The organism is Streptomyces sp. NPDC051217, from assembly GCF_044455465.1.
In the GTDB taxonomy this organism is placed as follows: domain Bacteria; phylum Actinomycetota; class Actinomycetes; order Streptomycetales; family Streptomycetaceae; genus Streptomyces.
Genome location: NZ_JBITEV010000003.1, coordinates 82,075 through 95,512, shown reverse-complemented (window position 1 = coordinate 95,512; position 13,438 = coordinate 82,075). Strand labels below are relative to the sequence as shown.

13 protein-coding genes are annotated in these 13,438 nt (G+C 71.5%); 5 read left to right on the top strand and 8 right to left on the bottom strand.

What is annotated here, in order from left to right; translation table 11 throughout:
• Positions 1-11 precede the first annotated feature (11 nt).
• Entirely contained in the window at positions 12-680 is a 669-nt protein-coding gene (locus ACIBBB_RS08635; RefSeq protein WP_398980220.1) for a heme oxygenase (biliverdin-producing), read from the bottom strand.
• A gap of 282 nt (positions 681-962) precedes the next feature.
• On the opposite strand from ACIBBB_RS08635, the gene ACIBBB_RS08630 reads away from it, so the two are divergent.
• Positions 963-1,385: a polyketide cyclase gene (locus tag ACIBBB_RS08630; RefSeq protein ID WP_398980218.1), complete on the top strand. Its 423-nt coding sequence runs from the start codon at positions 963-965 to the stop codon at positions 1,383-1,385.
• A 79-nt stretch (positions 1,386-1,464) separates the two neighbouring features.
• On the opposite strand, the gene map is transcribed toward ACIBBB_RS08630, so the two are convergent.
• Positions 1,465-2,322 carry a type I methionyl aminopeptidase gene (gene map, locus ACIBBB_RS08625; RefSeq protein WP_398980216.1) on the bottom strand — a complete coding sequence of 286 codons (858 nt, stop codon included), beginning with the start codon at positions 2,320-2,322 and terminating at the stop codon, positions 1,465-1,467.
• Between the two features lie 70 nt (positions 2,323-2,392).
• On the opposite strand from map, the gene ACIBBB_RS08620 reads away from it, so the two are divergent.
• The gene (locus tag ACIBBB_RS08620; RefSeq protein WP_398980214.1) at positions 2,393-2,620 is read left to right on the top strand and encodes a hypothetical protein; all 228 of its coding nucleotides are present in this window, start codon (positions 2,393-2,395) and stop codon (positions 2,618-2,620) included.
• A 157-nt stretch (positions 2,621-2,777) separates the two neighbouring features.
• Here ACIBBB_RS08620 and ACIBBB_RS08615 read toward each other — a convergent pair whose 3' ends face one another.
• Together ACIBBB_RS08615 and ACIBBB_RS08610 are read right to left on the bottom strand one after the other, a co-directional pair.
• Positions 2,778-4,094: an MFS transporter gene (locus ACIBBB_RS08615; protein WP_398980212.1), complete on the bottom strand. Its 1,317-nt coding sequence runs from the start codon at positions 4,092-4,094 to the stop codon at positions 2,778-2,780.
• Between the two features lie 114 nt (positions 4,095-4,208).
• Positions 4,209-4,838, bottom strand: a complete 630-nt coding sequence (locus tag ACIBBB_RS08610; protein ID WP_398980210.1) for a hypothetical protein — start codon at positions 4,836-4,838, stop codon at positions 4,209-4,211.
• 179 nt (positions 4,839-5,017) lie between these two features.
• Here ACIBBB_RS08610 and npdG point away from each other — a divergent pair, with 179 nt between their 5' ends.
• Both npdG and ACIBBB_RS08600 read left to right on the top strand, forming a co-directional pair.
• On the top strand, positions 5,018-5,728 hold the full coding sequence (gene npdG / locus ACIBBB_RS08605) for an NADPH-dependent F420 reductase (protein ID WP_398980208.1): 711 nt from the start codon (positions 5,018-5,020) through the stop codon (positions 5,726-5,728).
• 82 nt (positions 5,729-5,810) lie between these two features.
• On the top strand, positions 5,811-6,047 hold the full coding sequence (locus ACIBBB_RS08600) for a hypothetical protein (protein WP_398980206.1): 237 nt from the start codon (positions 5,811-5,813) through the stop codon (positions 6,045-6,047).
• Here the strand turns inward: ACIBBB_RS08600 and ACIBBB_RS08595 are convergent.
• Positions 6,040-6,840 (bottom strand): site-2 protease family protein, encoded by an 801-nt coding sequence (locus ACIBBB_RS08595; RefSeq protein ID WP_398980204.1) that lies wholly within the window; start codon positions 6,838-6,840, stop codon positions 6,040-6,042. The two genes, ACIBBB_RS08600 and ACIBBB_RS08595, sit on opposite strands and share 8 nt — an antisense overlap.
• A gap of 174 nt (positions 6,841-7,014) precedes the next feature.
• Between ACIBBB_RS08595 and ACIBBB_RS08590 the strand changes: the two genes are divergently transcribed.
• Positions 7,015-10,389 (top strand): AfsR/SARP family transcriptional regulator, encoded by a 3,375-nt coding sequence (locus ACIBBB_RS08590; RefSeq protein ID WP_398980750.1) that lies wholly within the window; start codon positions 7,015-7,017, stop codon positions 10,387-10,389.
• A 52-nt stretch (positions 10,390-10,441) separates the two neighbouring features.
• Here the strand turns inward: ACIBBB_RS08590 and ACIBBB_RS08585 are convergent, their stop codons facing one another.
• From ACIBBB_RS08585 to panB, 3 genes are all read right to left on the bottom strand, one after another.
• Entirely contained in the window at positions 10,442-11,302 is an 861-nt protein-coding gene (locus ACIBBB_RS08585; protein WP_398980201.1) for an ABC transporter permease, read from the bottom strand.
• Positions 11,299-12,321 (bottom strand): ATP-binding cassette domain-containing protein, encoded by a 1,023-nt coding sequence (locus ACIBBB_RS08580; RefSeq protein ID WP_398980199.1) that lies wholly within the window; start codon positions 12,319-12,321, stop codon positions 11,299-11,301. The genes ACIBBB_RS08585 and ACIBBB_RS08580 overlap by 4 nt, the downstream gene beginning before the upstream one ends.
• 202 nt (positions 12,322-12,523) lie before the next feature.
• Positions 12,524-13,384: a 3-methyl-2-oxobutanoate hydroxymethyltransferase gene (panB, locus tag ACIBBB_RS08575; RefSeq protein WP_398980197.1), complete on the bottom strand. Its 861-nt coding sequence runs from the start codon at positions 13,382-13,384 to the stop codon at positions 12,524-12,526.
• Positions 13,385-13,438: the final 54 nt, after the last annotated feature.

Below are 13,438 nucleotides of genomic sequence, written 5' to 3'. Positions count from 1 at the left end.
CGTCACCCTCCTCAGGCGCTGAGGGGGAACTCGCCCTCCAGCTCGTGGAACACGTCACCGTTGAATTCGAACGCCCGCTTGCACTCCTCGATGACGCGCTGCTTCTCCAGATCGTCCACCGGGACCGCGTCGAGCAGCTCGCGGTAGACGCGCTTGAACGCCGCCGGATTGCCGATCTCGTCGAAGACGTAGAAGCGGACCCCGTCGCCCTTGCGCGCGAAGCCCCAGGTCTTCTCGGCCATGTCGCGGACGACCTGGCCGCCGGAGAGGTCCCCGAGATAGCGGGTGTAGTGGTGGGCCACATAGCCGCCGGGCCAGGTGCGGGCGCACTCGGTGATCCTGGCCGCGTACGCGGCGGTGGCGGGGAGCGGCTCCAGGCCCTCGCGCCAGTCGGCGCCGCGCAGATGCGTCAGATCGCGCTCCAGGGCGTCGGTGCGCATCAGCTCGGGCCGGAGGAAGGGCCCGGCGACCGGATCCCCTTCGAGGGTCCCGGCGGCGTCCTCCAGCGCGCGGTACACGAACCAGAGCTGTTCGGTGTAGCGCGTGTACGCCTCCACCCCGAACCTCCGGCCCAGCAGGTCGCTCATGAAGGTCGAGGTGTTCACCTCGGTGTGCTTCTCGTGCGAGGCGACACGGATCATCGTCGAGAAGGGGGTGGGGGCGGTGGCGGTTGCGTCCAAGGCGGGCCTCCGGGGGCCGAGTGGAACGGAAGAACCAGACCGAGATCCGGCGGGGCAGCATGGGCGCTTGCCTTCGCCGATCCTCCTACTTAGGCTTACCTAAGTCAACTGGTTCCCGACGTCCTGTCGGTAAAAGTAATACCCGTTGACCACGCGGGGGACACCCGCCACCCGTGTGGCCCCCGCGAAGGGCTGAGGGCGTGCGGGCCCGGTGTCGTGAGCCAGACGGGACTTTCACCAGACGCCCTGGCCGTTGCCGCGCCTGCCCCGAGGGTGTTCGCGGTGCTGGCGGACCCGACGAGCCATTCCGCGATCGACGGGACCGGCTGGGTTCAGGAAGCCGTCGACCGGGTGTCGCTGACCGAAGTGGGGCAGATTTTCGGGATGGGCATGCATCATGCCAACCATCCGAAGGGTGACTACCAAGTGGTCAACAAGGTCCAGGTGCTCGACCCGCCGTCCGCCATCGGCTGGCTGCGGGGGTATCGCAACGACGACGGTGAGCAGGAGTTCGGCGGCTGGCTCTGGGGTTACGACCTGGTGCAGGTCGGCCCGTCCGAGACCGAGGTCACGCTCACCTACGACTGGTCGGCGGTGCCGCCGCACATCCGGGAGTACATCCAGTTCCCGCCGTTCGGCCCTGAGCACCTCACGAACTCACTGCACCATCTGGCCGAGGTTGCCGCGCCGACGTCCCGGGCCTGAACTCCGCGTGGCCGTCGGTGACTTCACCGAACGGCCCACGCGGCAGACCCCTGGCTCGACAAGCCGGGCGAGAGCGGGGTCAGGGCAGCGTCAGGATGTCCGCGCCGGTGTCCGTCACCACGAGCGTGTGCTCGAACTGGGCCGTCCGCCTGCGGTCCTTCGTCACCACGGTCCAGCCGTCGTCCCACATCTCGTACTCGTGGGTACCGAGCGTGAGCATCGGTTCGATGGTGAAGGTCATGCCGGGGCGCATGACGGTCGTGGCGTGCGGGCTGTCGTAGTGCGGGATGATCAGCCCGGAGTGGAACGACGAGTTGATGCCGTGTCCGGTGAAGTCGCGGACCACGCCGTAACCGAAGCGCTTGGCGTACGACTCGATGACGCGGCCGATGACATTGACCTGCCGGCCGGGCCTGACGGCCTTGATGGCCCGGTTCAGTGACTCACGGGTCCGTTCGACCAGCAGCCTCGACTCCTCGTCGACGTCGCCGCAGAAGTAGGTGGCGTTGTTGTCGCCGTGCACGCCGTTGATGTAGGCGGTGACGTCGAGATTCACGATGTCGCCGTCGCGCAGCACGGTGGAGTCCGGGATTCCGTGGCAGATGACCTCATTGACCGAGGTGCAGAGCGACTTCGGGAACTCGCGGTAGCCGAGGGTGGAGGGGTACGCCCCGTGGTCGACCATGAAGTCGTGCGCGACCCGGTCGAGCTCGTCGGTGGTGACGCCGGGCGCGATGTGCTTCGCGGCCTCCTCCATCGCCTGGGCGGCGATCCGCCCGGCGATCCGCATCAGCTCGACGGTCTCGTCGCTCTGCACTTCCGGCCCGGTGTACGGGGTCGGCTGAGGCTTCCCGACGTACTCCGGGCGCCGGATCTTCGCGGGAACGGAACGGGCGGGAGAGAGCTCCCCGGGCACGAGCAGTGACTGGCCAGACATAACAGCGAGTCTAACCAGCGTTCAAAAGCTGTCGGCGGGGCAGCATGGCGTTCAGAGGAAGGAGCCGACGATGGCCCTGTTCAAGAAGCGCACGGTGGGTAAGCCGGGCGAGTGGTACTACTGCCTCGAACACAAGAAGGTCGAGGAGGGCCCGGACTGCCCGGCCAAGGACCGCTTCGGCCCGTACGCCTCCAGGCAGGAGGCGGAGCACGCCATGGAGACGGCGGCCGAACGCAACCTCGACTGGGAGACGGACCCCCGCTGGCACGACAAGTCCCAGGATCCGCCCCCGAACTGACGGCGATCTCAGGCCGACCCGGGATCCGAGGACGGACCGGGCGGCCACATCAACCCCCGTCCCGCGTGCGCGGACGGACCGCACCCGCGCCGGAGGCGGCTCCCGCCAGGCACGGGAGCCCGGAGCCGCCTCGCCCCCCGGCGGACGGCCCCGCGCGTCAGACCGCTGCGGGGCCGGGCGCGGTCGCCCCGTCCGCCGCCGCCAGCTCCGCCTCCTGGTGGGCCTTGCGGCGCAGCGCGTCCTCGTCCGTCTCCGAGTCGTACGTCATCAGCTTCGGCAGGACCGCCGCCAGCAGCCCCACGGCCACCACGCACGCCACCCCGCCGCTCCAGATCGCCGGGCGGGTGCCCGTCCAGCCGGCCACCGTGCCCGCGCGGACCTGCCCGAGCTGCGGGCCCACGCTGTACGACAGCACCTCCAGGCCCGCCAGCCTGCCCCGCAGCTCCTCGGGGATCGTCTGGTTCCAGATCGTCGAACGGCCCAGTCCGCTGAGCATGTCGCCGGCGCCCGCCAGCACCAGGCAGAACAGGACCAGCCAGATGTTCGGCATCAGGCCCGCGAAGGTCATCGCCAGACCCCAGCCGCCCGCGCCCAGCACCACCATCAGGCCGTGCCGCCGGATCTTCGACGCCCAGCCGCTGGTCAGGCTGACCAGTACGGAACCGAGCGGGATCGCCCCGTACATCAGCCCCAGCGCCCACTCCGCCTCCAGGTCCTCCGCGAGGAACGGGAAGATCGCGAGCGGGAAGGCGAAGAACATCGCGCTCAGGTCGACCGCGTACGTGCCCAGCAGCACCGGCTTGCTCCACGCGTACCGGGCGCCCTCGGCGATCCCGCGCAACGACGGCTTCCCCGCCTCCTTGGAAGGCGGCGCCGGCCGCAGCCGCAGGCACATCAGTACGGAGGCGACGAAGCCGGTCACGGTCAGCGCGTACGCCGTCGCCGTTCCCGAGAGCGCCACCACCACACCGGCCACCGCGGGCCCCGCGACCGCAGCGGTCTGCCAGCGCAGCGCGTTGAGCGCGGCTGCCGCCGTCGTCTGGGCGTGCGGCACGATCCGCGCGATCAGCGAGTCCAGCGCGGGCCGCTGGATGCCCGCCAGCGCGGAGACGCCGGCGGCCACGACGTACAGCGGCCAGAGGGCCGGCCGGGGCAGCAGCGCGTTGATCAGCAGGACGACCGCGAGCAGCCCGAGGCCCGCCTCGGAGAGCAGGATCAGCTTGCGGCGGTCGACCGCGTCGGCGAGCGCCCCGCCGTACAGGCCGAACACGATCAGCGGGACCAGCTCGACCGCGCCCATGGCGCCCACCGCGAGAGGCGAGTTGGTCAGGTCCTTGATCTGGAGCGGCAGCGCGATCATGGCCATGGAGCTGCCGAAATACGTCACCAGACCCTGGATCCACAGAAGTCGGAACTCGCGCAGCGTGCGCAGCGGGGTGAGGTCCGGCAGGATCGCGGACAGCTTTCTGGTCACGAGAGGCCATGTTCCGTCGTAACGGTCACGACGGGCAACTCCTTTAGCCGACCCCGGACGCCGACCCCGGACGCCCGACCGCGCGTCCTGGCCGCCCGCATCGCGACGCCCGCGTCACCAGCGCGCGGGCGGCGGTGACGTCAACTGGTCGACGAGCCGCGACAGCCGGTCCCGGAAGCGCCGCCTGCCGTGCGCCGCCGGCAGGCCGTTCTCCCCGGCCGCCGCGCTCACCAGGTGCTGCACCATGTCGAGGTCGACGCCCGACGCACCCTCCCGGGAGTCCTCCGGCACCGGCGGGGCGATCGTGAGCGCGTCGTGCGCCAGCCCCACCACCTCGGAGTCCCCGCTCCCCAGCGACAGCACCGTCGCTCCCGCCCGCCGCGCGTCGTGCACCCGCTCCAGCAGCCCGCCGTCCGGCCGCTCCGGCGCCACCAGCAGCAGCGTCTCGCCCCGTCCCGCCGCCTGGAGCCTGCCGAGCCCGACGGCCAGATGCGGCGGGTCGCCGGGCCGTACCCGGTGCCGTACGAGCAGGGGTGTCAGCTCCGGGCGGCCGGACCACGCCGCCTCGTCCACGAGATGCGCGGCCATGTGCCACGGCTCGTACACCCGCGTCCCGACCAGCAGCAGCCCGCCCCCGTGCGGCACGACCGAGGACCGCAGGGACGCGGCGAACCGCCGGGTCGCGGACGGCCACTCCGTACCGGCCAGGACTTCACGGAGCAGGGCGACGCGTACGGCATCCATGGGCCGGGATCCTGCCGCAGCGCCGGGCCCCGCGCCGGGGGTCCGCACGGCGTCACCCGAACGGGCCATTCCGGCTGTGTGGGAGCCGGGCGGGAGCCCCGCCGGGGGCGCGAGGCGGCCGTGAGGGGCCGTGAGGGTCGCGCCGAGTGGGTCCCACACCGACAAGTACTGTCAAGGTCATGACTTCTACTGACAGTGGCAGCACGCCGAAGCCCCCCGCCAAGGACCCCTGGGAGCTTCCCGATGTCGCGGACCTGACCGTGGGTGTTCTGGGCGGCACCGGCGACCAGGGGCGCGGGCTCGCCTACCGGCTGGCGCGGGCCGGGCAGAAAGTGATCATCGGCTCCCGCGCCGCGGAGCGCGCCGAGACGGCCGCCGCCGAACTCGGCCTCGGCGTCGAGGGCGCCGACAACGCCGAGTGCGCGCGCCGCAGCGACATCGTCATCGTCGCGGTGCCGTGGGAGGGCCACGCCAAGACGCTGGAATCGCTCAGGGACGAACTCGCGGGCAAGCTCGTCGTCGACTGCGTCAACCCGCTCGGCTTCGACAAGAAGGGCGCGTACGCGCTGAGGCCGGAGGAGGGCAGCGCAGCCGAACAGGCCGCCGCCCTGCTGCCCGACTCACGCGTGACCGGCGCGTTCCACCATCTGTCCGCCGTGCTGCTCCTGGACCCCGAGGTCGGGCGGATCGACACCGATGTGATGGTGCTGGGCGAGGTGCGGGCCGACACCGACATCGTGCAGGCGCTGGCGGCGCGTATCCCCGGTATGCGGGGGGTGTTCGCGGGGCGGCTGCGCAACGCGCACCAGGTGGAGTCGCTCGTGGCGAACCTGATCTCGGTCAACCGCCGTTACAAGGCGCACGCGGGTCTGCGCGTCACCGACCTCTGACCACGGGGCGGGACGGGACGCCAGGACCTGACCGCACGGCGCGGACAGCACGGGCCGTACCGCATCGGAGTGCGGGCGGGGCATGGGGGACACTGGACGGGCGCCTTACGCACGCCACACGCCCCCGACAGGAGCCGACCCCATGCCCCGCCTCGCTCTCTACGCCCTTGTCGTCTGCCTCCTGGCCATCGCGGCGGCCGTCGTGTCCTTCATGCGGGGGAACTGGCTCGGTGTCGTCTGGGTGCTGCTGGCCGGGCTGTCCTCGAACATGGCGTGGTACTACCTCCGCAAGGCGAGGACCGCGCCCCGCGCTAGCTGACGAACGACTGGCACAACTCATCACGAGTCGTCCAGAACCGGTAGAAACTCTGACCGCAGTACGTCTCCAGATCGCTGATGCCGAGCCCGCTCAGGATCGCGTCGATCCCGTCGAAGAACGCGACGTTCACCTCGGGGATGAAGAGGATGACGAAGACCGCGAGCAGCCCGAACGGCGCGAACGGCTCGACTTGGGCGCGGACCTTGTGTGACAGCCACGGTTCGATCACGCCGTAGCCGTCAAGTCCCGGCACCGGCAGGAAGTTGAGGATCGCCGCCGTCACCTGGAGCAGGGCGAGGAACGCGAGCGCGAAGCGGAAGAGGAGCGGCACGCCGTCGAGCAGGTCCAGCCAGAAGGGCGCGGTGCAGACGAGCGCGAACAGGAGGTTCGTCAGCGGGCCCGCAGCCGAGATCAGGCTGTGCCGCCAGCGGCCCCGGATCCGGCTCCGGTCGATGAAGACCGCGCCACCCGGCAGACCGATACCGCCCATGATGACGAAGACCACGGGGAGCACGATGCTCAGCAACGCGTGGGTGTACTTGAGGGGGTTGAGCGTCAGATAGCCCTTGGCGCCGATGGAGATGTCACCGCTGTGCAGGGCGGTGCGCGCGTGCGCGTACTCGTGCAGACAGAGTGAGACCACCCACGCGGACGTGACGAAGAGGAAGACGGCGATACGGGCGTCCGCCGCGAAGCCGGTCCACACGGCCCACCCGGTGGCGGCCATGACAGCGGCGATCCCGAGGAAGACGGGGCTGATCCGCCGGTCGCGACGGGAGGGTGCGGTGGTCATTCGCGGCTCCGGGAGGGTGCGGGCGGCGGGGCGGGCGGCGGGGCGTGCCTGACCGTACAGGCGACACGCCGAAAACGTCTCGCGTGCGGAGTCGGTTCCGGTGAGGGTGGGCGTACGGAGGGGGAGAGGCGGCACATGGGGGGCAGGAACGTGGGGGAGCGGTCGGCCGACCGGATGGTCGTACCGGACAATGGTGGGGTGCGTTACCGGCTTCTCGGCCCCACAAGGGCGCTGCGCGCCGACGGCACCCCGTACGCCGTCGGCGGATCAAGGCTGCGCGCGCTGCTGACGGTGCTGGCGCTGCGCCCCGGCAGGATCGTCCCGGCGGCCACACTCGTCGAGGAGGTCTGGGACGGCGACGCGCCCGCGGACGCCGCCGGAGCGCTCCAGGCCCTGGTCAGCCGGCTCCGCCGGGTGCTGGGGGCCGGGACGGTCGTCTCCGACACCGGCGGGTACCGGCTCCGCGCCGCCCCGGAGGACGTGGACCTCTACCGCTTCGAACGGCTCACCGCCGAGGCCACCCAGGCCGTGGACGAGGGGAGTCCCGAGCGGGCCGCCGAGCTGCTGGACGAGGCCCTGGGCCTCTGGCACGGCCCCGCGCTGTCCGACCTGCCCGACCGCAGGGCCGAGTCGGCGCGCTGGGAGGCCCGTCGGCTCGCCGCCCGCCGGGCACGGCTCACCGCCTCGCTCGCCCTCGGCCGGGCCGAGGAGGCCCTGCCGGAGCTGGCGGAGCTCTGCGACGACCACCCGATCGACGAACTGCTCCAGGCCCTGCGCATCCGCGCGCTGCGCGCGGTGGGACGTACGGCCGAGGCCCTGTCGGCGTACGAGGACGTCCGCCGCGACCTCGCGACCCGCCTGGGCACGGACCCGGGCCACGAACTGCGCACGCTGTACAAGGAGTTGCTGAGCCCGGACGACGACGGGCACGGCGACCAGCCGCGCCGTACGGCCCGGACGCGGCCCGAGGCCGCGGTCAACGGGGCCGCGCCCCGTGCCCACGCACGACACGAGTCGGGGGCCGCGACCCCTGCTTCGCCCGGCAACCTCCGTGTCCCCCTCACCAGCTTCGTCGGCCGGGACACCGACCTGGACGCCCTCCAGGGGGACCTCCGCGACGCGCGGCTCGTCACCTTGCTCGGGGCCGGCGGCGCCGGGAAGACGCGGCTGTCGCAGGAGGCCGCCGCCGCGGCCGACCCCGGGGGCTGGCCCGACGGGGTGTGGCTCGCCGAGCTCGCGCCCGTGGACGACCCCGAGACCGTGCCCGAGGCCGTACTCCTCGCCCTCGGAGCGCGCGAGACCGTGCTGCGCGGCGCCGGGGCCGAGGGGTTGCGGGCCGTCGACCCCGGCGCCAACGACCCCCTCGTACGGCTCGTCGAGCACTGCTCGCGCCGGAGCATGCTGATCCTGCTCGACAACTGCGAACACGTCGTGGACGCCGCGGCCCGGCTCGCCGAGGAACTGCTGGCCCGCTGCCCCGGCGTGACCATCCTCGCCACCAGCCGGGAACCGCTCGGCGTGCCCGGCGAGGTCGTACGTCCCGTCGGCCCGCTGCCGGAACCGATGGCACTGCGACTGCTCGCCGACCGCGGCGCCGCCGCCCGGCCCGGCTTCCGTACGGACGAGGACCCGGCCGCCGCCGACGAGATCTGCCGCCGGCTCGACGGACTGCCGCTCGCGATCGAACTGGCCGCCGCCCGGCTGCGGATGCTCACCCCCCGGCAGATCGCCGACCGCCTCGACGACCGCTTCCGCCTGCTGACCGGCGGCAGCCGCACCGTACTGCCCAGGCAGCAGACGCTGCGCGCCGTCGTCGACTGGTCCTGGGACCTGCTCGACTCCGCCGAGAGGACCGCGCTGGGCGCCCTGTCCGTCTTCGCCGGCGGCTGCGACCTGGCCGCCGCCGAGGCCGTGTGCGGGCCCGACGCGCTGGAACTCCTCGGCTCGCTCGTCGACAAGTCCCTCGTGGTCGCCACCCCCGCCCCGGACGGGGCGATGCGCTACCGGCTGCTGGAGACCGTCCTGGAGTACGCCGGTGAGCGGCTGGACGAGTCCGACGGCCGCGCCGCCGCCGAGCGCCGCCATCTCACGCACTTCCGGGAGCTGGCCCGGCACGCCGACCCGAAGCTGCGCGGCCCGGAGCAACTCCTGTGGATCGAGCGGATCTCGGTCGAATACGAGAACCTGCGCACCGCGCTGCGGCACGCCGTCGCGGCAGAGGACGAGCACGAGGCGCTCTGTCTGGTGCACTCCCTCGCCTGGTACTGGCACATCCGCGATATGCGCACCGACGCCCGGCACTGGTCGGGCGCCGCCGCCGAACTGGGTCCCGACCCCTTTGCCCCGCCGGCCTCCCCCGCCCCGCCGATCCACGAACGGTGCACGGACTCGCCGCCGCCGATGGCGCCCGAGCAACTGCTGGAGGCGCGGCGCGGGACCCGGCTGATCCATCTGTCCAACATGAACCACGACTTCGACGTGTGGACCTCGCCCGACGCTCTGGAGTGGCTGCACCGCGTCGGCGAGGTGTACCGGCCCGGTCTGCCGCAGACCTGCCGTACGCCCGGCTCGCTCTGGTTCTTCTCGATCCTGCTGACGGGGCAGTCCGACCGGCTCCGTGAGGTGACGGACGCGACCGTCCAGGCGTGCCGGGACTTCGGCTACGAGTGGGAGCTGGCCTCTGCCCTCCAGGTGCGGGCCAACATCCTCGCCAACCGCAGCGAGTGGGTCGGCGACGCGGGCCGGGACGCCGACGAGAGCCTGGAGATCTTCACCAGGATCGGTGACGCCTGGGGCGCCGCGGAGGCACTGTCGGCCCGCGCGGAGGCCTTTGAGCGCAACGGTGAGTTCGAGCGCTCCGCGGTCGACTTCCGCGCCGCCATCGACAACGCCCGGCTGCTCGGCGCCGAGGCGCAGATCTCGCTCCTGCGCACCCGCCTGGCGGGCGTGATGATGGAGACGGGCGCCGGTGAGGAGGCCGAGGCGATCCTGCGCGAGATCCTCGCCCAGACCGACCGGCGGGACTACGAGGCCGAGCCGGCCGCCCGGCTCTATCTGGCGATCTGGCTCGGCCGCACCGGACGCGCCACCGAGGGCCGCCGTGAACTCGACGTGCTGCGCGAGGACTTCAGCCGCTCGAACCTCGCCCTCTTCGAGGGGTTCGTCTTCGGTCTGCTCTCCTGGCTGGAGAATCTCGACGGGCGGTACGCCGAAGGGCTCGCCCGGTCACGGCTGGCCCTGGACCGTACGCGCGACCCGATGTCGCGGGTGGTCGCCCCGCAGATGCCGGCCGTTCATCTGCTGACCGCGGGCTGGGCGCTGGCCGGACTCGGCGGCCCGGAGCGGGTACGGGACGGGGCGCGCCTCGTGGGCGCGTACGAGGCGCACCTGCCGCGGGGCCACTACTCCAACGCGCAGGAGCGCGAGTGCCGCGCGGGGACCGACGCCACGATCCGGGCCGGAGGGCTGGAGGGCGCCGACTACGAGAAGGCGCTCGCCGAGGGTCGCACGCTCACCCTCGACGAGGCCTTCGCCGTGGCCGGCGCCTGAGACGCCCCCTGAGACGCTTCCCCCGGCCGGCCTCCTGGCGAGAGGCCCAACCTCAGGTCTTCTTGCGGAACTTGGCCACCGCGATCGGCGCCGTCACCAGTGTGATCACCGCCGACCAGGCCAGCGTCATCCACAGGTCGTGCGCGACCGGCCCGCCGATGAACAACGCGCGCGCCGCGTCGGCCAGATTCGACAGCGGGTTGTAGTCCGTGAAGTTCTGCAGCCAGCCGGGCATCGTGGACGGCGGGGTGAAGATCGAGGAGCCGAACTGGAGCGGCATCAGCACCAGGAAGCCGACCCCCTGCACGGCCTGCGCCGTCTTCACGGTGAGACCGATCAGGATGAAGATCCACATCAGGGACGCGCCGAACAGCAGCGAGAGCCCGATCGCGCCCAGCACCTGGAGCGGTGAGGTCTCGACCGACATACCGAGGATGAAGCCCACGATCAGCAGGATCGCGAAGGCGACCATCATCCGGCCGACCTCGACCACGATCTTCGCGATCAGGACCGACGACCGGGCGATGGGCATCGTCCGGAACCGGTCCATGACCCCCTTCTGGAAGTCCTCGTTTATCCCGCTGCCCACGGCCATCGAGACGTTGAGCCCCATCATCGCCATCAGGCCGGGGACCAGATAGCTCACGTACTCGGACTGGTTGCCCTTGCCCGCGACGGCCCCGCCGAAGACGAAGACGAAGAGCAGCGTGAAGACGATCGGCATCAGCAGGACGTCGAACATCGACTCCGGGTCCTGCTTGATCTGGAGGGCGTTACGGCGCGCGAGGGCGCCGATGTGCCTCAGATTGGCCCGCAGACCGATTCGGCCCTCGTCGGTGGCGGGCCGGACGGTCTGTTCGGTCCGGGTGGACGGAGCGGGCTCCGTCACTTTCGTCGTTGTCGCCGTACTCATGCCGCGACCCCCTTCAGCTGCGCGTCGGTCTGTGTGCCGTCGGACTGCTCGCTCGCCTTCTCGCCCGTGATCGCCAGGAACACCTCGTCCAGGCTGGGCAGATGGGTGCCGATGTGCGCGATGTCGAAACCGCGCCCGCCCAGCAGCCCGATGACGGCGGTCAGTTGCTCGTCGGCGAGGATCGGCACGAAGAGCATTCCGTCGTGGATCTGCGACCCCGCGATGCCGTCCAGTCCCGTCTCGCTCAACGCCTTCGCCATCTCCGGCAGTTGGCCGGGGTCGCTCGGGCGGATCTCCAGGGTCCGGCCGCCGACCTTCGCCTTGAGCTCGTCGACCTTGCCGCCCGCGACGACCCGGCCGCGGTCGATGACCGTCAGCTCGCTCGCGAGCTGCTCGGCCTCTTCCATGTACTGCGTGGTGAGCAGGACGGTCACGCCGTCGGCGACCATCCGCTTGACCTCCGCCCACACCTCGTTACGGGTGCGGGGGTCGAGGCCCGTCGTCGGTTCGTCCAGATAGAGCACCGATGGCTGCCCGATCATCGACGCCGCGAGGTCCAGGCGTCGGCGCATACCGCCGGAGTACTGGAGCACGGGCTTCTTCGCCGCCTCGGTGAGCGAGAACCGCTCCAGCAACTCGTCGGCCCGCTTACGGGCGGCCGGACGGGGCAGGTCGAGCAGCCGCCCGATCATGTACAGGTTCTCCCAGCCGGCGAGCTTCTCGTCGACCGAGGCGTACTGCCCGGTGAGGCCGATGGTGCGGCGGAGCTGTCGCGGCTGCTTCACGACGTCGAAACCGGCGACGACGGCGGTGCCCGCGTCGGGCAGGATCAGGGTGGACAAGCAGCGTACGAGGGTTGTCTTACCGGCGCCGTTGGGGCCGAGGACACCGAGGACCGTGCCCTCACGCACGTCCAGGTCCACGCCGTCCAGCGCCTTGGTCGCACCGTAGTGCTTGACCAGGCCCCGCACCGTGACGGCCGTGGTGCCGTCGGCAGGGGTTGTATCGATTCGCGTCATGCCGATGATCCTGGCAGGCGCCACTGACAAGGCACCGACAGCCGACCGACAGCCCGCCGACACGCGGCTGTCGGCTCAGCGGGAGGCGGGTACTCCCGGGCTGTCGACGCCGGGCCGTGACGGCCCCCGGAAACGCCGACAGCCCGCCGATGGGGGATGTCGGCGGGCTGTCTTCTCTTGCGGCAGTGGCTGCGGTGTGGGGCTAGTGGAAGGTGTGCTCCTCCTGCGGGAACGTTCCTCCTGCGACCTCGTCCGCGAACGCCTTCGCGGCGTCGCCGAGCGTCTGCCGGAGGTTCGCGTACTGCTTGGTGAAGCGTGGCACCTTGCCACCCGTGAGACCCACCATGTCGGTGTACACGAGCACCTGCGCGTCGGTGTCCGGACCGGCCCCGATGCCGATGGTCGGGATGTCCAACGACCGGGTGACCTCGGCGGCGACCTCGGCGGGCACCAACTCCAGCACCACCGCGAACGCCCCGGCGGCCTGCGCCGACTTGGCGTCGTGCAGCAGCCGGTGAGCGGCCTCGTCGCCGCGGCCCTGCACCCGGTAGCCCAGGGTGTTCACCGACTGCGGCGTCAGGCCGAGGTGCGACATGACCGGGATACCGGCCTGGACGAGCAGCTCCGTCTGCGGCAGCGAGCGCGCCCCGCCCTCCAGCTTGACCGCGCCGACGCCGGCGTCCTTGACCAGCCGGGTGGCGCTGCGCAGGGCCTGGACGGGGCCTTCCTGGTACGAGCCGAAGGGAAGGTCACCGACGACGAGGGCACGCCTGGTGCCCCGTACGACGGCCGCGGAGAGCATCGTCATCTCGTCGAGCGTGACCGGTACCGTGGTCTCGTAGCCGAGATGGACGTTGCCCATCGAGTCGCCGACGAGCATGACCGGGATGCCCGCCTCGTCGAAGACGGACGCGGTCATCGCGTCGTAGGCGGTGAGCATGGGCCACTTCTCGCCGCGTCGCTTGGCGGCGGCGATGTCGTGGACGGTGACGCGGCGGGTGCTGGTGCCGCCGTAGAGCGACTTGGTGTCGCCGGAGGGGTTCTGCGCAGCCTCGGACTTCATGGCGTACGGCTCCTTCGTCATCTCGAGGCGCCCTGACGGCGTCCCCGGACCGAG